At 66.5% G+C, this 20138-nt stretch carries 16 protein-coding genes; 8 read left to right on the top strand and 8 right to left on the bottom strand.

All coding sequences use genetic code 11. The annotated features are described in order from the left end of the window. Positions 1-205: 205 nt before the first annotated feature. Complete coding sequence (aspS, locus tag CSQ87_RS01640) at positions 206-2005, bottom strand: aspartate--tRNA ligase (protein WP_100512108.1); 1800 nt, start codon at positions 2003-2005, stop codon at positions 206-208. A 41-nt stretch (positions 2006-2046) separates the two neighbouring features. After that, on the bottom strand, positions 2047-3468 hold the full coding sequence (hisS, locus tag CSQ87_RS01635; protein ID WP_423734760.1) for a histidine--tRNA ligase: 1422 nt from the start codon (positions 3466-3468) through the stop codon (positions 2047-2049). 45 nt (positions 3469-3513) lie between these two features. Here hisS and CSQ87_RS01630 point away from each other — a divergent pair, with 45 nt between their 5' ends. After that, positions 3514-4932: a DUF349 domain-containing protein gene (locus CSQ87_RS01630; RefSeq protein ID WP_100512106.1), complete on the top strand. Its 1419-nt coding sequence runs from the start codon at positions 3514-3516 to the stop codon at positions 4930-4932. Between the two features lie 550 nt (positions 4933-5482). Here CSQ87_RS01630 and CSQ87_RS01625 read toward each other — a convergent pair. The 3 genes from CSQ87_RS01625 to CSQ87_RS01615 form a co-directional block, all read right to left on the bottom strand. Then, positions 5483-7822: a RelA/SpoT family protein gene (locus CSQ87_RS01625; protein WP_100512105.1), complete on the bottom strand. Its 2340-nt coding sequence runs from the start codon at positions 7820-7822 to the stop codon at positions 5483-5485. A gap of 204 nt (positions 7823-8026) precedes the next feature. Then, on the bottom strand, positions 8027-8500 hold the full coding sequence (dut, locus tag CSQ87_RS01620) for a dUTP diphosphatase (protein WP_100512104.1): 474 nt from the start codon (positions 8498-8500) through the stop codon (positions 8027-8029). A 1-nt stretch (position 8501) separates the two neighbouring features. After that, positions 8502-8798, bottom strand: a complete 297-nt coding sequence (locus CSQ87_RS01615; RefSeq protein WP_100512103.1) for a DUF4193 domain-containing protein — start codon at positions 8796-8798, stop codon at positions 8502-8504. A 131-nt stretch (positions 8799-8929) separates the two neighbouring features. Here CSQ87_RS01615 and sepH point away from each other — a divergent pair, with 131 nt between their 5' ends. After that, positions 8930-10066: a septation protein SepH gene (sepH, locus tag CSQ87_RS01610; protein WP_100512102.1), complete on the top strand. Its 1137-nt coding sequence runs from the start codon at positions 8930-8932 to the stop codon at positions 10064-10066. A 33-nt stretch (positions 10067-10099) separates the two neighbouring features. On the opposite strand, the gene CSQ87_RS01605 is transcribed toward sepH, so the two are convergent. Then, positions 10100-11320: an alkaline phosphatase family protein gene (locus tag CSQ87_RS01605; protein WP_100512101.1), complete on the bottom strand. Its 1221-nt coding sequence runs from the start codon at positions 11318-11320 to the stop codon at positions 10100-10102. Positions 11321-11426: 106 nt separating this feature from the next. Here CSQ87_RS01605 and CSQ87_RS01600 point away from each other — a divergent pair, with 106 nt between their 5' ends. Beyond that, positions 11427-14129: a DNA gyrase/topoisomerase IV subunit A gene (locus CSQ87_RS01600; protein WP_243388786.1), complete on the top strand. Its 2703-nt coding sequence runs from the start codon at positions 11427-11429 to the stop codon at positions 14127-14129. A 29-nt stretch (positions 14130-14158) separates the two neighbouring features. Here the strand turns inward: CSQ87_RS01600 and CSQ87_RS01595 are convergent, their stop codons facing one another. Both CSQ87_RS01595 and CSQ87_RS01590 read right to left on the bottom strand, forming a co-directional pair. After that, a complete protein-coding gene (locus CSQ87_RS01595; protein ID WP_100512099.1) occupies positions 14159-15172 on the bottom strand; it encodes a sensor histidine kinase in 1014 nt (337 codons plus the stop codon). A 27-nt stretch (positions 15173-15199) separates the two neighbouring features. After that, complete coding sequence (locus tag CSQ87_RS01590) at positions 15200-15904, bottom strand: response regulator transcription factor (RefSeq protein ID WP_100512098.1); 705 nt, start codon at positions 15902-15904, stop codon at positions 15200-15202. Positions 15905-16025: 121 nt separating this feature from the next. Here CSQ87_RS01590 and CSQ87_RS01585 point away from each other — a divergent pair, with 121 nt between their 5' ends. The 5 genes from CSQ87_RS01585 to CSQ87_RS01565 all read left to right on the top strand — a co-directional run bounded on the left by CSQ87_RS01585 (position 16026) and on the right by CSQ87_RS01565 (position 20136). Beyond that, entirely contained in the window at positions 16026-16793 is a 768-nt protein-coding gene (locus CSQ87_RS01585) for an ABC transporter ATP-binding protein (protein ID WP_100512097.1), read from the top strand. After that, positions 16790-17569, top strand: a complete 780-nt coding sequence (locus CSQ87_RS01580) for an ABC transporter permease (RefSeq protein ID WP_100512096.1) — start codon at positions 16790-16792, stop codon at positions 17567-17569. The genes CSQ87_RS01585 and CSQ87_RS01580 overlap by 4 nt, the downstream gene beginning before the upstream one ends. Before the next feature lie 164 nt (positions 17570-17733). Then, positions 17734-18309 carry an RNA polymerase sigma factor gene (locus tag CSQ87_RS01575; protein ID WP_100512095.1) on the top strand — a complete coding sequence of 192 codons (576 nt, stop codon included), beginning with the start codon at positions 17734-17736 and terminating at the stop codon, positions 18307-18309. After that, the gene (locus CSQ87_RS01570; protein ID WP_133122318.1) at positions 18296-19195 is read left to right on the top strand and encodes a hypothetical protein; all 900 of its coding nucleotides are present in this window, start codon (positions 18296-18298) and stop codon (positions 19193-19195) included. The genes CSQ87_RS01575 and CSQ87_RS01570 overlap by 14 nt, the downstream gene beginning before the upstream one ends. A gap of 59 nt (positions 19196-19254) precedes the next feature. After that, complete coding sequence (locus tag CSQ87_RS01565; protein WP_100512093.1) at positions 19255-20136, top strand: ABC transporter ATP-binding protein; 882 nt, start codon at positions 19255-19257, stop codon at positions 20134-20136. The last annotated feature ends 2 nt before the right edge of the window (positions 20137-20138 follow it).

The raw sequence follows: 20138 nt of genomic DNA, 5'->3' as shown, positions 1-20138 counted from the left end.
GAACGGACCCGATAGGGCTCTCCCCTCTCCCCCGCCCAGTTTCCAAGGCCCCCGAAATCCGGCCCGCCAGGGTTCGGTTTCGGGGGTCTTCGCGTATTCATACGGATTCGCGTATCCATACGGAAAAGAGCGGAACGAAAAAGGCGGAACCCATATCGGGTTCCGCCTCATGCTATCGGGCTATGGCCGTTCGATCAGCGCTCGATCAGGCCTCGTCGGCCTCCGGATCGTAGTCCACGCCGGTTTCGGCGCGCTGCTCGTCCGAGATCGGGGCGGGGGCGCCGGTGAGCGGGTCGCGACCGCCGCCGGCCTTCGGGAAGGCGATGACGTCGCGGATGGAGTCGGCGCCGGCGAGAATCGACACGGTGCGATCCCAGCCGAGGGCGATGCCGGCGTGCGGCGGGGCACCGTACTTGAAGGCGTCGAGCAGGAAGCCGAACTTCTCCTTGGCCTCCTCGGGGTCGATGCCGAGGACGTTGAGCACGCGGTCCTGGATGTCGTCGCGGTGGATACGCACGGAACCGCCGCCCATCTCCTCGCCGTTGCACACGATGTCGTAGGAGTCGGACATGGCGTGCTCGGGATCCTTGTCGAACTTGTCGATCCAGTCGGCGCTCGGCATGGTGAAGGGGTGGTGCATGGAGGTCCACTTGGAGTGGCCGACGGCGACGTCGTCGTCATCGGGATCGTCGGTGGGCTTGAACAGCGGGAAGTCGACGACCCAGGTGAAGGCGAAATCGTCGGGCTTGAGCAGGCCCTGACGGTCGGCGATCTCGACGCGCACGGCGCCGAGCAGCAGCTGGGAGCTCTCCTTGTGGCCGGCGGCGAAGAACACGGCGTCACCGGGCTTGGCGCCGGTGGCCTCCATCAGGCCGTTGCGCTCCTCTTCGGAGAGGTTCTTGGCGACGGGGCCCTTGAGGGTGCCGTCGGCGGTGAACTGCACGTAGGCGAGGCCCTTGGCGCCGCGCTGGCGGGCCCAGTCCTGCCAGGCGTCGAACTGGCGGCGCGGCAGATCGGCGGCGCCGGAGTACACCACGGCGCCCACGTACGGGGCCTGGAACACGCGGAAGGGGGTGTTCTTGAAGTATTCGGTGAGGTCGACGAGCGGGTTGCCGAAGCGCAGGTCGGGCTTGTCGGAACCGTACTTGTCCATGGCCTCCTGCCAGCTGATGCGCGGCAGCGGCAGCTGGACCTCGTAGCCGGCGGACTTCCAGATGGCGGCGATGACCTTCTCGGCCATGGCCATCACGTCCTCCTGGTCGACGAACGCCATCTCCATGTCGAGCTGCGTGAACTCGGGCTGGCGGTCGGCGCGGAAGTCCTCGTCACGGTAGCAGCGGGCGAGCTGGTAGTAGCGCTCGACGCCGGAGACCATAAGCAGCTGCTTGAGCAACTGGGGGGACTGCGGCAGGGCGTACCAGGAGCCGGGCACCAGACGGGCGGGCACCACGAAGTCGCGGGCGCCTTCCGGAGTGGACTTGATGAACGTCGGGGTCTCAACCTCGGTGAAGTCCATCTCCTCGAGGGCGTGACGGGCGGCGCGGGTCATGTCGGAACGCAGCTTGAGGTTGCGCTGCATGGACGGACGACGCAGGTCGAGGTAGCGGTACTTCAGACGCACGTCCTCGCCGGGCAGCTTGTTCTCGGACTCGTTCTCGAGGGCGGTGGACACCTGGAACGGCAGGGCGTCGGCCTTGGCCAGCACCTTGAGCTCCTCCACCACGACCTCGACGCGGCCGGTGGCGAGATGGTCGTTCTCGTTGCCCTCCGGACGCAGACGGACCTCGCCGGTGACCTGCACGACGAATTCGCTGCGCAGCGGGCGGGCGACCTCCTCGTCGTAGATCACGATCTGCACGAGACCGGTGTTGTCGCGCAGATCGATGAAGGCGACGCCGCCGTGGTCGCGGCGACGGTCTACCCAACCGGCAAGCGTGACCTTCTGGCCGACGAGGGCCTCGGTCACCTCAGTGGCGTGATGTGTTCTGAAAGCCGTCTGGCTCATCTGTTTTCTTCCTTTATGTTCGGTCGGTGTTCGGTCGACATCTACTCGACGACTACGGTTTGCTGGGCATACACAGTATCCGGCTCCCACGACGTGGGATCGGCCGGGGTCTGGTCGCCGGTGACGATGTTCTTCACCTCGTCGCCGTCCCCCTCCTGACCGGGGAACCACACGTACGGGATGCCGAGCTTGTCGGCGTACTTGATCTGCTTGCCGAGCTTGGCCGCGGTGGGCGCCACGTCGGTGGCGATGCCGCGATCGCGCAGGGCGGCGGCGATGCGGTTGGCCCGCATGCGGTCGTCCTCGTTCCACACGGCCACCAGCACGGCGGCCGGCGACTGGCGGCTGGCCTTGGCGCCGGCGGTGTGCAGCATGTACGACACCAGTCGGGACAGACCGATCGACAGGCCGACGCCCGGGTACTTGCGCTTGCCCTGCGTGGCGAGATTGTCGTAGCGGCCGCCGGAGCAGATGGAGCCCAGCGAGGCGGCGCCGTCGAGGAAGGTCTCGTAGACGGAGCCGGTGTAGTAGTCGAGGCCGCGGGCGATCTTGAGATCGGCGATCACCGCGCCGGGGCGGATGCGGGCCGATTCGTCCACGATCATCGCCAGGGTGTTGAGGCCCTGGGAGGCCAGCTCGTAGGCCTCGCTCTCGTGGGCGATGCCGTACTTGTCGCACAGCGCGTCGAACTTTTCGGCCAGCTCGGCGCCGGTCGCCGCGCTCATGGATGCCAGATCGAGGCATGCGGCCGCCTGCTGCTCGGAGGCGCCGCATTCGGACACCAGCAGCTTGGTCACCTCGTCGGCGCCGATCTTGTCGAGCTTGTCGATCTCACGCAGCACGCCCTCGATGTCGGTCAGGCCAAGTCCGCGGTAGAAGCCCTCGGAAAGCTTGCGGTTGTTGGCGTGCACGGTGGCCTTGGGCAGGCCGAAGGCCCGCAGGGCCTCCAGCGCGGAGACCATGACCAGCGGCAGCTCCACCTCGTAGTGCTCGGGCAGATCGCCGTTGCCGACCACGTCGATGTCGGCCTGGATGAATTCGCGGAAGCGGCCCTCCTGCGGGCGCTCGCCACGCCAGACCTTCTGGATCTGCCAGCGCTTGAACGGGAACGCCACGTCGCCGGAGTGCTCCACCACGTACCGGCTCAGCGGCACGGTGAGGTCGAAGTGCAGTCCGAGACGGTCCTCCACCGGAGTGTCGTTCTCCTGTCCCACCTCCTGAAGGCGGGAGAGCAGATAGATCTCCTTACTGGTCTCGCCCTTCTTCAGCAGGGAAGAGCCTTGCTCCACGGCACGCGTTTCGATGCCGAGGAATCCGTTGAGTTCGAAAATCCTGCGGAGCGTGTCGATAGCCTGCTGCTCGACGACCCGTTCTTCGGGGAGCCACTCCGGGAAACCTGATAATGATGCGCCTTTTGCCACGAGTCCATATAATAAGTCTTGTTGTGGAAAAAACCGTGCCATTTTCGATTTTTTCCTCTCTCTTACGCACTACATAAGGAGCAGGCCATGTCGGACGAGACTGCAACCACACCCGAGAACGAAACCAAGGCAACCGAGGCCAAGGGCACGGCACAGGCCGCACCCGCACCGAAGCCCGTTCCGACGCCGAAGCCCCACGCGCCGTCGCCGGCGGCCTTCGCCAAGAGGCCGGCCAAGGCGGCCGCGCCCAAGAGCACGTACTCCGAGGAGGACATCGCCGCCGCATCGGCCTTCGGACGCGTCGCCGAGGACGGCACCGTCTTCGTCAAGGACGGCGAGTCGGAGCGCGAGGTCGGCCAGTTCGCCGAGGCGGACAAGAGCGGCGCGCTGCGTCTGTACGCCACCCGCTATCTCGATCTGAAGGCCAAGCTCGATTTCCTCGCGGCCCGTCTGAAGGCCTCCGGCATCAAGGCCCACGAGATCGACGAGTCGATCAAGCTGCTGGAGCAGGAGGTCGCCAACCCGCCGGTCGTCGGTGACATCGCCGCGCTGAAGGCACAGCTGGAGGCCCTCAAGGCCGAAGGCGCCGCCCGCAAGGAGCAGCTGAGCGCCGCCCGCAGGGAGGCCGTGGCCAAGGCCGTGGCCGAACGCACGGTGATCGTGGAGAAGGCCGAGGCGCTGGCCGCCTCGCTGGGCGACAAGACCAACTGGCGTTCCACCGCCGACAAGTTCCGTGAGCTGTTCGACGAGTGGCAGGCCCACCAGCGCAACAGCGTCCGCATCGACAAGCCGCAGGCCGACGCCCTGTGGAAGCGCTTCTCCGCGGCCCGCACCACGTTCAACCAGTCCCGCCGCAAGTGGGCCCAGAACCGTGACGCCGAGCGTGCGCAGGCCAAGAGCCTCAAGGAGGCCATCATCAAGGAGGCCGAGGAGATCAAGGACTCCACCGACTGGGGCGAGACCTCCCGCAAGTTCAACGATCTGATGGACCGTTGGAAGAGGGCGGGACGCGCCGGCCGCAACGACGACGATGCGCTGTGGGCGAAATTCCGCGAGGCCGCCGACACGTTCTTCAACGCCCGTCAGGCCGATCGCGACCAGATCAACTCCAACGAGAAGGAGAACCTGGCCAAGAAGGAGGCCCTGCTGGTCAAGGCCGAGGCCCTGCTGCCCGTCAAGGACGTGAAGGCCGCCAAGGAGGCCCGTCAGGCGCTGAGCAAGATTCAGGACGAGTGGGATCAGATCGGCTACGTGCCGCGCGGCGACGTGCACCGCATCGAAAGCCGTCTGGACGACGTGGAGAAGCAGATCAAGGCCGTCGAGGACGCCGAGTGGACCCAGTCCGACCCGGAGACCGACGCCCGCAAGTCCGACTTCGAGCGTCAGCTGGACGCCCAGCTCGCCGAGCTGAGCGCGAAGATCGACGCCGAGACCGATCCGAAGAAGAAGGCCGCCCTCGAGGCCGAGAAGGCCACCAAGGAGCAGTGGCTGAACGCCATCAAGTAACAATCAGGCGATGGTGTCCCTTAACGGTGACGCGGCGCGACACCGTTAAGGGAAGAGCAAGGGTGTCATCCGAAAACATTTTCGGATGACACCCTTTTTCGTATCGAATGATCCCCTGTTTGCATGCCCTCATCAGTCGGCCATGCCGACAGCTTCCCCCAAAGGGGGAAGCCGGAATAAGAAGTATCCGAAGGCAAAAGACAAAGAAAATGCCCAAAACGAAGGATGGAGCCTTCCCCTCGAGGGGAAGGTGGCCGGCGTGAGCCGGTCGGATGAGGTGACATGTAGAACCCCAGTCCCTCATCAGTCGGCTGTGCCGACAGCTTCCCCCAAAGGGGGAAGCCAAAACGGGAAACATCCGACGGCAAGGATGGGCCTTCCCCTCGAGGAGAAGGTGGCCGGCGTGAGCCGGTCGGATGAGGTGACATGTAGAACCCCAGTCCCCTCATCAGTCGGCTGTGCCGACAGCTTTCCCAAAGGGGAAGCCAAAAATGGTCACTCGGCAGTGAAGGACAAACCTTCCCCTCGAAGGGAAGCCAAGGAGGCTCCGTCACATGTGGCGAAGCTTGGGTTCGGCGCTGTCCTTGGCGCCGGTGATGCGGTAGCAGTCGAACACGCCGTCGATCTTGCGCACGGCGGCCAGCAGCGTGGTCAGGTGCTGCGGATCGGCCATTTCGAAGACGAACTGGCTGGTGGCTACACGGTCCTCGCCGGTGGCGATGGAACCGGAGATGATGTTCACGCCGTGGTCCGACAGCATCTTCGTCACGTCCGACAGCAGATGCGGACGGTCCAGCGCCTCGACCTGGATCTTGACCAGGAACGTGCCGTTCGCGTTCGTCCACGACACATCCACGATGCGGTCGCTCTGATGCTTCTTGAGGTCAAGCAGGTTCTGGCAGTCGGCGCGATGCACCGATACGCCTTGCGTGCGGGTGATGAATCCCACGATCGCGTCGCCGGGCACGGGCATGCAGCATTTGGCGAGCTTGACCCAGATGTTGTCCACGCCCTTGACCGAGACGCCCGGCGCGGCGTCCACGTTGCGCACGCGCTGCAGCGGCAGGGCCTCCTGCTCCACCTCGTCGTCCACCTCGGAGGGGCCGACGTCCTTGACCAGTCGCGAGATCACGTTCTGCGTGGAGACCTGCCCCTCGCCGATCGCCGCGAACACGGCGTTGGGATCGGGGTAGTTCAGCTCCTCGGCCACGCCGATCAGCGCCTCGGGGGTCAGCAACGTGGAGATGGGCATGTTGCGCTTGCGCATGGCGCGCGTCAGCTCGTCACGACCCTCCTCGATGGCCTCGCTACGGCGTTCCTTGCTGAACCACTGACGGATCTTGTTGCGGGCCTTCGGGCTCTTCACGAAGCTCAGCCAGTCGCGCGACGGACCGGCGGTGTCGGACTTCGAGGTGAGGATCTCCACGGTGTCGCCGTTGTCGAGCTTGGTGTCGAGCGGCACCAGCCTGCCGTTGACGCGGGCGCCCATGGTGCGGTGGCCGACCTCGGTGTGCACGGCGTAGGCGAAGTCCACCGGCGTGGCGTCGGCCGGCAGGGAGACGATCTTGCCCTTCGGCGTGAACACGTACACCTCGGCCGAACCGAGATCCTGCTTGAGTGAACCGAGGAACTCGTCGGAGTCCGGGGTCTCGCTGGTCCAGTCGGCCAGCTGCTGGATCCACTTGAGGTTGTCGGCCTCGGACAGTTCGCGATACTCCTCGCCCTGCTCGCGCTGGCGGTCCGCCTTGTCCGGCGAGCTCAGGGCGCGGCCGGCCTGGCCGTTCTCCTTGTACTTCCAGTGCGCGGCGATGCCGAATTCGGCGCGCCGGTGCATGTCCCACGTACGGATCTGGATCTCCACGGGCTTGCCGCCGGGACCGACGACCGTGGTGTGCAGCGACTGGTACATGTTGAGCTTCGGCATGGCGATGTAATCCTTGAACCGGCCAGGAACCGGGTTCCATCGCGCATGGACGGCGCCCAGCGCCGCATAGCAGTCGCGGATCGAATCGACGATGATCCTCACGCCCACCAGATCGTAGATGTTCTCGAAGTCATGGCCGCGCACGATCATCTTCTGGTAGATCGAGAAGTAGTCCTTCGGCCGGCCCGTCACATAGGCCTTGACGTTCTGCTTCTTCAGGTCGGCGTTGACCTCCTCGAGGATCTGCTTGAGATACACCTCGCGCTGCCCGGCCCTGCGGGCCACGAGCACCACGATCTCGTTGTAGATCTTCGGGTAGAGCACCTTGAAGCTCAGTTCCTCCAGCTCGGTCTTGATGGCGTTCATGCCAAGCCTGTTCGCCAGCGGCGCATACACGTCGAGCGTCTCGCGGGCCTTGCGCTGGGCACTCGGGGTCTTCACGTAGCGCCAGGTGCGGGCGTTGTGCACGCGGTCGGCGAGCTTGACCACCAGCACGCGTACGTCGCGGCTCATGGCCACCACCATCTTGCGGATGGTCTCCGCCTGTGCGGAGTCGCCGTAATCCATCTTGGACAGCTTGGTGACGCCGTCGACCAGTCCGGTCACGGTATCACCGAACTCCTTGCGGCATTCCTCGAGCGTGTAGTCGGTGTCCTCCACGGTGTCGTGCAGCAGTCCCGCCGCCACGACCAGCGGCCCCATACCCAGATCGGCGAGGATCTGCGCCACGGCCAGCGGATGGATGATGTACGGCTCGCCCGACTTGCGCCGCTGGGGCGCGTGCTGCCTGACCGCCCGATCGTATGCGCGCTGCAGGATGGAGAGGTCCTCCCCCGGATGATGGAACGCGCACATCTGCCAGATCGGCTGCAGCGGATTCAGCGGATCGGTGCTGATCTCGCAGCCGAGCATGTGCGCCGAGATGTCCTGCGGCTTATCACTGCCGTGCTCGTCTCGTTCAGCCATGATGTTCTCCTCTCCTGCGCCGAAGCCGGCCGTGTGCCCATTGTAGGGCCACGTCCCGCAAACGGCGTCACGCCGTACGGGGTTCCCTGTACGGAACAAGGCGGCGAACCGCACGAAGCGACTCGCTGCCCGTCGGTCACCCGTCGATTCCGCGTCTATCCGTCAGTACCTATCCGTCAGTACCTACCCGCCGGTACGTACCGGTCAGTCCCGCACGCCCGTGGAGCCGAATCCCCGTTCGGCCCTGTCGGATCCGGGAAGCCGCTCGGCCTCGATGAACCGGGCCTCGACGTACCTCTGGATCACCAGCTGGGCGATGCGGTCGCCCACATGGAACTCGACGGTGTTCTTCGGGTCGAGGTTGATCAGCGGCACCTTGATCTCGCCGCGGTATCCGGCGTCGATGGTGCCGGGGGCGTTGAGCACGGTGACCCCCTGCTTGACGGCCAGACCGGACCTCGGATGCACCAGTCCGACGTAGCCATGCGGCAGTGCGATGGCCACGCCCGTCGGCACCAGCGCCCGTTCGAAGGGTTTGAGCACCACGTCGATGGCGGTGCGAAGGTCGGCCCCCGCGTCACCGGCATGGGCGTAGTGCAGATCCACCGGTCCGCCGGTCAGCGACCTGACCAGAACCTCGACGTTCTCCGGACCGTCATATGCCTCGTCGTATGCCATATCAGCCAGCGCATTCCTCGCACACCGGGTCGCCGTCGGCGGTGGTGTAGGCCAGCTGGCTGCGGTGCTTGACCAGGAAGCATTCGGAGCAGACGAACTCGTCGCCCTGCATCGGGATGACGGTGACGGACGAGTCCTCGTTGCTCAGATCGGCACCCGGCAGCTCGTAGTCCTCCGCGATGGCGTTCTCATCGTCGTCGATGTCGCTGTTCTGGTTCTGGCGAGAGCTGTTGCCCAGAGCCTCGATGGACTCCTCGTCCTCGTCCTTGCTCCTCGGAGTATCGTAATCCTGAGCCATTGGTGCCCCTTTCTCATGACGCGGTGTCATTGTTCTGCGCCATAGGATACACGATTTCAAATACCCGCAAAATTCGACACGTGGGGCACAATAGAAGTATCAGTGAACTTTTTAGGAAGTCGGGTGCCTGTATGTCGAACGAAACGCTCAAGGTGGCGCATTTCGAGCATGTCAGTTCAAGCGGTGATCTGATCTTCAGCGCGGACGGACGCCGGTTCGTCGTGCGCGTCGACGATCGTCTGGAACAGGGCATTCTCGAGAGTCGGCAGATCCGCGAGGAGAACGAGGGCGCGCCCGATCCGCAGGCCAGCGTGACGATCCCGATCTCCACGATCCAGTCGCTCATCCGCGCCGGGTTCTCCACCACGGAGGTCTCGGAACAGTACGCCGTCAGCGAGGCGCTGGTGCGCCGGTTCGCACGTCCCGTGGAGACGGAGAAGAAGTACGCCGTCGAGCAGTTCCTTTCGGCGAGGGCGCCGGGCGTCTCGCGCAGGAACGTCTCCGACATGATCGAGTCGTCGCTCGCCTCCGCGCGGCTCACCACCGATTCGCTGCAGTGGAAGGCCACCCGTCACGGGCGCGAGCCGTGGCACATCCATGCCTCGTTCGCGGCCGCGGGACGGACGCTCAAGGCGGAGTGGGCGTGGGACATGCGCGACAATTCGGTGACCCCGCTCAACTCCCTGGCGTCCAAGCTGCTCAAGGCCTCGGCGCTGTCCGGCGACGACGATTTCCTGGAGAACCGGTTCGGCCCGTTCCCGATGATTCCGGACGCGGGAACCCCGGTTTCCGAATTCTCCACCCCAACCGTCCAGAATGTGGACAATATGGGCGATTCGCCGTCATCGGCCGGCCGGGATGGCCGATCGGAAACGGCCGGTTCCGATAATGCCGGCTCATCCGACACCCCCGTTTCCGGAACAACCGGGGCGGATGGTGCCGGCGCCGCGCAGAACGTCGGTGGCGAAGACCGTCCCGGTTCCGGCGCGGCATGGGTGTACGGCACGGGATCGTCGAGCCGGAAAACCGACCGGACCCGTTCCGACCCGTCCGACGCCTCCGACGCGAACGCCGGCAAGGAGCATACGGCAAATGCGGCAGACGGTACGGATCCCGACCGCACCGTCCCCGAACCGCTGGTCAGACCCGATCAGATCGCCGAGCACAACCGTTCCGGGCAGTCCTCTTCCGGACAGGACGACAAGCCGCGCAGGAAGTCACGCCGCAGCGCCGTGCCCAGCTGGGACGAGATCCTGTTCGGCGAGTAGGCCGAGCGCGAATAGGCGGTCACACCGGATCGGTCACGTCAGATCGATCAGCAGCGGCACGTCCATCTCCACCATCGTCTGCGATCCGTGCACGGAGGGCAGCCTCGTCGCCTTGTCCGACTGGATGCGTGAATCGACGATGGTGACCCTTCCCGCCGCACTGACGAGCACGTCGCCGATCATCGGCTCCACCCGCGGATCGACCCGCCCGTAGACGCCTTCGGCGATGGCCTGGCCGCGCGTGCGGATCAGGGCGAGATCCCCGAGCCGGTCCCGCCAGCGGTCGGCGATGTCGTTCGGGTCCTCCCCCGGCTGCGCGTACAGCATCACCGCACGGGGCTCGCCGCCCACGGCGGCCACTCCCCTCGCCAGCTGCGGCTCGGCCGCGATGTCGATGCGACGCTCCGGATCGGTGGCGACCATGCCGTGGTCCGCGGTGATCACGATCAGCGTGCCCTTCGGGGCGTTGCGGCGCACCGCGGCCAGCTGGGCGTCGATGCGTTCGAAGGCGCCCACCCACTTGTCGGAGTTCCAGCCGTAGTTGTGGCCGGTCTTGTCGGCGTCGCGGATGTACAGATACGTCAGTCCCGGCGTCGCCGCGGCCCGGCAGGCGGCCATCACCCGGTCGTTGGGCAGGACGTTGGCCACGTAGTCGGCTCCGCGGAAGGCCGCCCGGGTCAGCGGCGAGGACGCGAACTTCGGCAGGCCGGACGAGGTGACCCGCACGCCCATCCCCCGCAGACGCTCGAACACGGTCGGCTGGGTCTGCAGCCGCTCGGGGGCGATGGCGTCCTTGAACTGGATGAGCTGGCTCATCTGTCCGGTCTCGGTGTTGAGCTGCGTGTACCCGGTCATGCCGGTGAGGCCGGGGCAGGTGCCGGTGCCGAACGTGCTCATCGCCGCCACGGTGGTGCTCGGATAGCAGGTCGCCGCCGGTCGGGCGTTCGCACCGTCCTCGAGCAGGGAGCGCAGATACGGGGCGTGGCCGCGGCGCATCGCCAGATTCCAGAAGCCCAGACCGTCCACCATCACCACGATGGCGCTGGAGACGCGGGGCAGGCCCAGCTGCTCGCGGAGGCGTTCGGGATCGTCGTGCAGCGCCGTGGCGACCGGATGCCCAATGGCCGCGGACAGTGCCGGCAGCACGCAGCTGAGGTGTCTGGCTCCCCCTCGGCCCTGACCATTCGTCCCCACATAGGGCACCGCTTCCTGCAGTCGCAGCAGTTCCTCGCCATCCGGCACTTCAACACTCATGCCTCCCATTCAACCACTGGGATGGGTCGAATCCATGACGCAACCGGCGGCGGGCGCGACGACAAGTATTATGGATAGTCGATTCACCCGAAAAGGAGCATCCGATTTGGCCAGAAAGCACAAGACGCAGCCGTCGTTCGACCCGCGCACGGTGAAGGAGCACATCGTCGATACGCCGTTGAACGAGGAGATGAGCAAGTCGTTCCTCGAATACGCGTATTCGGTGATCTACGCCCGCGCCCTGCCGGACGCCCGCGACGGCATGAAGCCGGTGCAGCGCCGAATCATCTACCAGATGGGGCAGATGAACCTCAATCCGGACCGCCCCTACATGAAGTCGGCGCGCGTGGTCGGCGAGGTGATGGGCAAGCTGCACCCGCACGGCGATTCGGCGATCTACGAGGCCATGGTCCGCCTCGCCCAGCCGTTCGCCATGCGCCTGCCGCTGGTGGACGGCCACGGCAACTTCGGTTCGCTCGACGACGGCCCGGCGGCCTCCCGATACACCGAGGCCCGTCTCGTGCCGGCGGCCCTCGGCATGAACGCGAACATCGACGAGGAGACCGTCGACTTCGTGGGCAACTACGACAACAAGCTTCAGGAGCCGACCGTCCTGCCGAGCGCGATCCCGAACCTGCTGGTCAACGGCTCCTCCGGCATCGCCGTGGGCATGGCCACCAACATGATCACGCACAATCTCGGCGAGGTGGTGGCCGCGGCCAAGCATCTCATGGCCCACCCCGAGGCCACGGTGGACGACCTCATGCGGTTCGTGCCCGGCCCCGACCTGCCCGGCGGCGGCATCATCATGGGACGCGACGGCATCCGCGAGGCGTACGAGACCGGCCGAGGATCGTTCGTCACCCGCTCGGTGACCCATGTGGAGAACATCACCGCCCGCAAGAAGGGCATCGTCGTGACCGAACTGCCGTACATGGTGGGGCCGGAGAAGGTGCTGGAGCGCATCTCCGAAGGCGTCAAGAGCAAGAAGCTCGAAGGCATCACCGGCGCGATCGACCTGACCGACCGGCACAACGGCACGCGCATCGTGATCGAGGTGAAGACCGGGTTCAGCCCCGAGGCGGTGCTCGCCCAGCTGTTCCGATACACCCCGCTGCAGGACTCGTACACCATCAACAACGTGGCGCTGGTCAACGGCCGGCCGCACACGATGGGTCTGCGCCAGCTGCTCGAGGTGTGGATCGACCACCGCCGTTCGGTGGTCCGGCGCCGCAGCGAACACCGCAAGCGCAAGGCCGAGGAGCGTCTGCACCTCGTGGAGGGCCTGCTGCTGGCCATGATCGACATCGACGAGGTCATCCAGGTGATCCGATCCTCCGAGGACGCCGACACCGCGAAGACCCGGCTGATGGCCGTGTTCGATCTCGACGACGTGCAGGCGCAGTACATCCTCGACCTGAGGCTGCGCCGGCTCACCCGCATGAGCCGCATCGAGCTGGAGGCCGAGCGCGACGACCTGCGTCGGCGCATCGAGGAGCTGACCGTGATCCTCGGTTCGGCGCAGGAGCTCGACCGCGTGGTCACCGACGAGATGGACGAGGCCGTGGCCAAGTGGGGGGATGCGCGACGTACCGTGCTGCTCGACACCGACGACGACGGCAAGCTCACCCCCGTGGTCAGCGAGGCCGTGACCGTGCCGGCCGGCTCCGGCGCGGATGGCTCCCCCGTCGGAGCGCAGGCCGCACCGACCGCGCAGACCTCCCGGGCCGCACTGGCCGCGATCCGCACGGCGAACACCGTGGCCGACGCGGCGGCAGCGGCGAAGGAGGCCGCGGCCGCCAAGGACAAGGACGGCGCCGCGGCGCTGACCATCGCCGACGAACCGTGTGCGGTGGCGATGAGCGCCTCCGGCCGCATCGCCCGCATGCCCGCCGGCATGCTCGACGTGTACCGGGCGCGCACCGCGTCCACCAGGCGGGTGCCGGACGACCAGATCATCAGCATCTTCGCCACGCGCACCACCGCACGCTATGCGCTGCTGACCTCGGCCGGCCGGTTCGTGCTGGCCCACGTCAGCGATCTGCCGACGCTGCCGATGGCCGAGGAGATCTCGCTGACGTCGGGCATCGCGGCCGATGAGCTGCTCGCCTCCACGGAAAGCACGGAACCGATCGACGGCGAACGCACCGTCACCGCCGTGGCGCTGGGCGACGACGAGCAGCCGCTGGCCATCGGCACGCGCGGCGGCGTGATCAAACGATGGAACCGCGAGTCGCCCACCACCATGGATTCATGGACGGTCATCGATCTCAAGGACGGCGACGAGGTGGCGTTCGCCGCACCGGCGGCGGACGACGACCGTCTCGTCTTCGTATCCACCGATTCCTCGCTGCTCACGTTCGAGGCGGGCAACGTCCGTGCCCAGGGCCGCAATTCCGCCGGCATGGCGGGCATCCGCCTCGCCGAGGGCTGCCGGGTGGCCGCGTTCGCCGTGGTGCCCGCCGGCAAGGTGGCGTGGACGACCGAGGAGACCGAGGACGGTCTGACGTCGCAGTCCGGCGCGGTGGTGCTCACCGTGGCCGGCGATTCCGAGGCCCTCGAGGGCACGGAGAACGGCGCGGCGAAGGTCACGCCGCTGGAGATGTACCCGACCAAGGGCCGCGGCACCGGCGGCGTGCGCTCGCAGCGGTTCCTCAAGGGTCAGGACACGCTGATCCGCGCCCATGTGGGATCGTGGCCGCTGTTCGCCTCGACCTCCTCGGGCGCCCCGGTCGAGCTGCCCGCCGTCGACATGCGGCGCGACGCCTCCGGCGTGGAGCTCGCCGCACCGATCGCGACCGTGGCCTGACCGACGAACATGGCCTGACCGACGAACGGTCACGACTTCGACAGCGGCAGCGAGATCAGCATGACAGTGCCGTCGTCGGAGGTGGATTCCACCTCGACGGTGCCGCCATACCGGTTCGCCACGTCGCGGGCGAGCGCCAGCCCCAGACCGTATCCCTGATGCTGGGTGCCGTCGTCGTCGCGGGCGAACCGTCGGAACAGCCGTTCCGGATCGGATCCGATGCCGGGACCGTGGTCACTCACCCGGATCGCGACGTCGCCATGGTGCCGGTAGCCGAGGGATACGGTGACCACGCCGTCGTCGGGAGAATGGGCGATGGCGTTGTCGAGCACGGCCACGATGCAGCGGGAGATGCCGGTGGCGTTGCCCTGCACGACGAATTCGTCGCGGTCGCCGTCCACGCGCACCCGCACGTCGATGCCGTGGCGCTGCGCGAGCGGCTCCACCGAGGCGACCGACTGGTCGACCACGTCGGCGAGCGCCACCGGTTCGGCGTTGACGGCTCCGCGGGCGGCGACGAGCAGGTCGGTGATGATCGCGTTCATGCGGTCGACGTCGGCCCGCAGGTCGGTCAGGGCCTGGTCGATGGGCTGGTGCCGGTCGTAGCGGAAGGCCAGCAGGTCGATGCGGGTGGAGATCACGGCCAGCGGGGTCTTCAGTTCGTGGCTGGCGTCGGCGACGAAGTCCTTCTGCAGTTTCAGCGCCCGTTCGAGCGGTTCGACCTCCCTGCGCGAGTAGTACCAGCCGATGAGTCCCACGGCGACGATGATGCCGATGACGAAGGCGGTGATGAGCATCAGCGCCTTGCGCGTGTCGATCACCATCATGCCGCTGCCGAATTCGCGTGCCGCCAGCATGAGGTCGGGGTCGATGCCGCGTTCGGTGAATTCGTGTCGTGAGCCGAGCAGGACTCCGGCCACGAAGATCAGTCCGCCGATCACGGTGACCACGGATGTGGCGATCATCATCCGACGGCTGATCGATCCGGCGGTGCTGCCGCGACGCCGTCGCCTTTTCTCGCTCGTCTCGGTCGGGCCATTCATGCGCAACTCCTTTCCGCCCGGTTCCCTCTACTCGGCTTCGGGCCGGCCGATGCGGTATCCGCGTCCGCGTACCGTGTCGATGATCGCCTTGGTGGTCTTGCTGCGGATCATGGAGACGTAGACGTCGACGACCCCCTGGTCGCTGCCTTCGGAGAACACCCGGCCGAGGAGTTCGTCGCGGGCGAAGACGTGGTCTGGCGATGAGGCGAGCAGGGCGAGCATGTGGGTTTCGGTGTCGGTGAGCGGGGTCTGGCGTCCGTCCGGATCCTCGATGAGCATGGCGTCGGTCTTGAGCAGCCAGTCGCCGATGATCACGCTGGCGCTTTGCGCCCGGTAGCCGCGCAGCAGCGCGCGGAGCCTGGCTTCGAGTTCGGTGATGTGGAACGGCTTGGTCAGGTAGTCGTTCGCCCCGCTGTCGAGTCCCTCCACGATGTCATCGACCGAGGAGAGCGCGGTGAGCATCAGGGCGGGTACGGTGATGCCTGCGCGCCTGAGGGATCGGACGAGGTCGAGTCCGTCGCCGTCGGGCAGTCGACGGTCGACGATCAGGGCGTCGTAGCCGCCGTGCTCCTGCCGCCTGATGAGGGTTTCGGCCTGCGCCCGCGTCTGCGCCCACTCCACCCGGTAGTTCACGTCCAGCATCTCCTGCATCATCGAACCGAGGTTCGGGTCGTCCTCGATCAGTATCACCGCCGGCAGCAGCAGTCGTTCCGGATTCTCACGTTCCTGCATGGGTTACCTTTCCCTCGTCGTCACCGTGCATACGCCGTTCCATCCAATGGTGTCCCCACTCAGACGCCGCTAAGAAACACGGCGTGTCCCGTTGTCGCGGTCGCAGGTAACGTGGGGAGCCATGAGTATGGTGTTTTCGGCGAGGGACGTATCGTGCACGGTCGGCGGACGCCGCGGGGACGTCGGGCAGGCCGACGGCCGGTCCGACGGAGGGGTTTCGGATCGGACGATCTTTTCGGGGATCTCGTTTGCGATCGACGAGGGGCAGATCGTGGATCTGACCGGACCGTCCGGTTCGGGCAAGACGTCGCTGCTCACCGCGTTCGCCCGGCTCAATCCGAATGCGCATGGCACGTTCATGCTTGACGGGCGCGACGCCTCCGAGTTCACCGTGCAGCAGTGGCGCCGGGCGGTGGCCTATCTGCCGCAGAAGCCGGTGCTGATCGGCGAGCGGGTGGCCGACGTGATCCGTCTGCCGTTCACGCTGGCGGTGCGCCGGGAGCGGGAACGGTCGTGGTCGCGCCGGCTGCGTTCGCTCCTGCACGACGTGGCGCCCACGTATCCGAGCGACGACGACATCCGCGCGGCATTGGACGCCGTGGGATGCGATGACATCGAACTGACCCGCTCCCCGCATGAGCTTTCCGGCGGGCAGGCCGCGCGCGTAAGCCTGATCCGCACGCTGATGACGAAGCCCCGCATGCTGCTGGCCGACGAGGTGGACGCTGGTCTCGACGACGACAACGCGGAGAAGGTGGCGAGGATCATGGCCCACGCCGCCGGCAATGGCATGGCGGTGGTGAGGATCCGGCACCGGCCGCCGGACGGGCACGCCTCGCGGATCATCGAACTGGCTCACGGCGAGCTTCATGAAAGGACGTTGGCATGAGCGGCGTGCATTACGCGATCGACGTATGGGGTCTTCTGGTGGCGCTGGCGATGGTGGCCGTGGCCGCCGGCATCTCCGGACTGATGCGCATGGGCATCGGACGGACGCTGCTGTGGTCGGCGTGCCGCGCCCTGGTGCAGCTGTGCGCCATGGGGTTCATCATGGGGTTCGTGATCCAGGCGAACAACCCGTGGATGGCGTTCTCGCTGATCGCGGTGATGCTGATCGCCGCCGTGCAGATCACGCTGTCCCGCGCCAAGGGCGTGCCGAAGGGGCTGGTCGGCCCGGTGTTCCTGAGCCTGACCGTGACGATGCTGCTGATGATCTCGCTGGTCACCGAGCTGATCGTACGCCCGCAGCCATGGTATTCGCCGCAGCTGGTGATTCCGCTGACCGGCATGCTGCTGGGCAACACCGTCTCCGCGCTGGCCGTGGGACTCAGCCGCTTCTATGAGAGCATGCGCGAACGCCGCGACGAGGTGACCACCATGCTGGCGCTCGGCGCCACCGCGTGGGAGGCGGCCCGCCCGTCGATCGTCTCGTCGATCCGTCTGGGCCTGCTGCCCACCAACGCCTCGCTGGCCTCGGCCGGCATCGTCACGATCCCCGGCATGATGGCCGGTCAGGTGATCGCCGGCGGCGACCCGCTCAACGCCGGCAAATACCAGTTCGTCGTGTTCGCGGCCATCGCCGCGCTGACCCTGCTGGCCGACGGACTGATCATGTCGATGATCTACCGCACCTGCTTCACCAAGGACGACCAGTACGCGCTGTGACCCGCGGCCGTTGCACCATATGATTCCAGGCATGGCCCGCGTATCGCCGTACACGACACGCCCGGCACCCGCGCGGCGAATCCTTCCGCAACGATTCGCCGTCTCCCTTCGTATATTTCAATGACGAGATTCGGGGAGGGAACCGTACGGGAGGTGACGGACGCATGGGTGACGAGCCGTTGTCGGCGCATGGTACGCGCAGACTGATCGACGCCGTCGTGCGCCGTCGGTCCCGTCGCGCGGCCGATCGTCTGGTTCGCGCCTACTATGACGCGCTGCTGCGATTTGTCTCCCGTCAGGTGCGCGACGCCGACGAGGCCGATGCCATCGTCCAGGAATCGTTCATCGCCGCGTTGCGGTCATTGTCTTCGTACGACCCCGACAAGGGCGCGTTCGCCACCTGGCTGTATCGCATCGCGACCTACAAGGTGATCGACTGGCGAAGGGCCCGGCCGGCGCAGGCGCTTTCCGTGGATGATGTCGGCGTCTCACCGTCCGAGCCGCGATTCGGTCAGAACGTGCCGTCGCAGGCGGCCGACGCCGACCTGCTGGAACGCATCGGCGCGTCGATCGCGAACGAGGACGAGCGCACGCAGGTGATCTGGCGGCTACGCATCTATGAGCGGATGAGCTTCCCCGAGATCTCCGCGGTGATGGACATGCCCGAGCCGGCGGTGAAGGCCCGCCATTACCGGTTGCTGAGCCGCATACGGAAGGAGTTCGGCGATGAATACGAGTGACATGGCAGACGAGTCGAAGGAACTGGAGGCCATGGAGTCCCGGCTGATGACCATGGCCGACGACGCCGGCACACGGTCCTCCAATGGACGGCCCGACAACGGGCCCGGCAACAGACCGGCTCGCCGGCGGATCCGTCTGATCGTGGACCGGGGACTGCCCCCGCGGACCCGACTGATCGATCTGCTGGCCGACGTGACCGGCACGCTGTCCTGGCGCAACGTGTTCTTCGGCCTATGGGACTGCATGCTGCTCGCGACGATGGTTGCGCTCGTCGCATGGGGAGGCGTGTTCGCCCTTGCGTCCGGAGGGCTCTCCCCCGTCATGGGCGCCGAAGTCGACGAGAAGCTTCGGATGCTGTACGTACCGACGTTCGTCATCTCGCCCCTGCTGTACGGGCTGGTGAACCTGCTGGCCGCGTGGAAGGAACGCGAGGCCCGCATGGATCAGCTGCTGCGGACGTACCGGTGGCCGAGCCGACGTCTGCGCGCGGTGCGCATGATGGTCTTCGGCCTGATCTCGGCGGCGGGGTCCGTCCTCTTCGCCGCGACGATGTCGCTGTGCTCCCCGCTGAGGTTCTCCCCGCCGACCCTGCTGGGGGTGTCGTTCAGTGCCCTGTTCCTGTTTGCGGCCGGCCAGCTGCTGGCCGATCTTCGGCTTTCCCCTCCGCTGTCGTTCATCCCGATGCCGGCCCTGTGGTCGGTGATGAGCGTCGTCCTGCTGTCCGCGCATACCGTGGTGGAGCCCATGCTGTCCCGGCTTCCCGCGGCGCTCACCCTATGCGCCTCGGCATTGTTCGCCATGGTCTATCTGCTCATGCTGCGCCGGTACTGCGACGAGCGTCCGACGGAACTCGTTTCCCGGACCGTGCCCGTCGCCGCCGTCTGACCACCCCGCCGACGCCATCACCGAAGACGCCGCCACCCACAAAGAAGACAAGGAATTCCATGCTCAAGCTACGTCACGTTTCGAAGCGGTTCCACGACCGAACCATCCTCGACGACATCGATCTCACGTTCCATGAGGGCGTCTACGGACTTCTGGCGCCGAACGGCGCAGGCAAGACCACGTTGATGAAGATGATCGCCACGCTGCTGTATCCCACCGCCGGCTCGATCCAATGGAACGGCGAGGACATCATCGCCATGGACGAGCGCTACCGGGGCCTGCTCGGCTACCTGCCGCAGGACTTCGGCTACTACCCGAACTACACGCCGCGACAGTTCCTCCGCTACGTCGCGGCGCTGCAGGGCATCCGTCGGGGCCGTGTCGACAAGCGCATCGACCGGATGCTCGCCATGGTGGGTCTCGAGGCCGCGGCCGACCGGAAGATGCGATCGTTCTCCGGCGGCATGATCCAACGGGTCGGCATCGCGCAGGCGATCATCCACGACCCGCAGCTGCTGATTCTCGACGAGCCGACCGCTGGTCTGGATCCGAAGGAGCGCGTGCGGTTCCGCAACCTCATCCACGATCTCGCCGCAAGGCGTACGGTGATCCTGTCCACGCACATCGTCTCCGATCTGGAGACCATCGCCGGCAGCGTCATCATGATCCGGGACGGACGCGTCATCGCGAACGGCACGCCCGCCGACATCTGCGCGGCTCTGGAAGGGCACCTCTACGAGATGCCGGCGTCGGTGCCGCTGCCCGACGGATGCCGTCCGCTCAGCGAGGTGCAGTACGGACCGTTCACTCGGCAACGCGTCTACTCGCCCACGAGTCTTCCCGGCGTCGTCGCCTTCCCGTCGGTGACCGAACTGGCCTCGGCCACCACGACCGTCCAGCCGAATCTGGAGGATGCGTTCCTGGTCGCCTACGGCGACTGACC

It is taken from the genome of Bifidobacterium simiarum, assembly GCF_002802905.1.
Taxonomy (GTDB): Bacteria; Actinomycetota; Actinomycetes; order Actinomycetales; family Bifidobacteriaceae; genus Galliscardovia; species Galliscardovia simiarum.
Note: the sequence above shows the minus strand (reverse complement) of the source record. Positions and strands in the feature narration are given on the sequence as shown.

Coding starts and splice junctions, on each gene's coding strand:
- aspS (WP_100512108.1), bottom strand. CDS start 2,005: ATGAGCCAGACGGCTTTCAGAACACATCACGCCACTGAGGTGACCGAG.
- hisS (WP_423734760.1), bottom strand. CDS start 3,468: ATGGCACGGTTTTTTCCACAACAAGACTTATTATATGGACTCGTGGCA.
- CSQ87_RS01630 (WP_100512106.1), top strand. CDS start 3,514: ATGTCGGACGAGACTGCAACCACACCCGAGAACGAAACCAAGGCAACC.
- CSQ87_RS01625 (WP_100512105.1), bottom strand. CDS start 7,822: ATGGCTGAACGAGACGAGCACGGCAGTGATAAGCCGCAGGACATCTCG.
- dut (WP_100512104.1), bottom strand. CDS start 8,500: ATGGCATACGACGAGGCATATGACGGTCCGGAGAACGTCGAGGTTCTG.
- CSQ87_RS01615 (WP_100512103.1), bottom strand. CDS start 8,798: ATGGCTCAGGATTACGATACTCCGAGGAGCAAGGACGAGGACGAGGAG.
- sepH (WP_100512102.1), top strand. CDS start 8,930: ATGTCGAACGAAACGCTCAAGGTGGCGCATTTCGAGCATGTCAGTTCA.
- CSQ87_RS01605 (WP_100512101.1), bottom strand. CDS start 11,320: ATGAGTGTTGAAGTGCCGGATGGCGAGGAACTGCTGCGACTGCAGGAA.
- CSQ87_RS01595 (WP_100512099.1), bottom strand. CDS start 15,172: ATGAATGGCCCGACCGAGACGAGCGAGAAAAGGCGACGGCGTCGCGGC.
- CSQ87_RS01590 (WP_100512098.1), bottom strand. CDS start 15,904: ATGCAGGAACGTGAGAATCCGGAACGACTGCTGCTGCCGGCGGTGATA.
- CSQ87_RS01585 (WP_100512097.1), top strand. CDS start 16,026: ATGAGTATGGTGTTTTCGGCGAGGGACGTATCGTGCACGGTCGGCGGA.
- CSQ87_RS01580 (WP_100512096.1), top strand. CDS start 16,790: ATGAGCGGCGTGCATTACGCGATCGACGTATGGGGTCTTCTGGTGGCG.
- CSQ87_RS01575 (WP_100512095.1), top strand. CDS start 17,734: ATGGGTGACGAGCCGTTGTCGGCGCATGGTACGCGCAGACTGATCGAC.
- CSQ87_RS01570 (WP_133122318.1), top strand. CDS start 18,296: ATGAATACGAGTGACATGGCAGACGAGTCGAAGGAACTGGAGGCCATG.
- CSQ87_RS01565 (WP_100512093.1), top strand. CDS start 19,255: ATGCTCAAGCTACGTCACGTTTCGAAGCGGTTCCACGACCGAACCATC.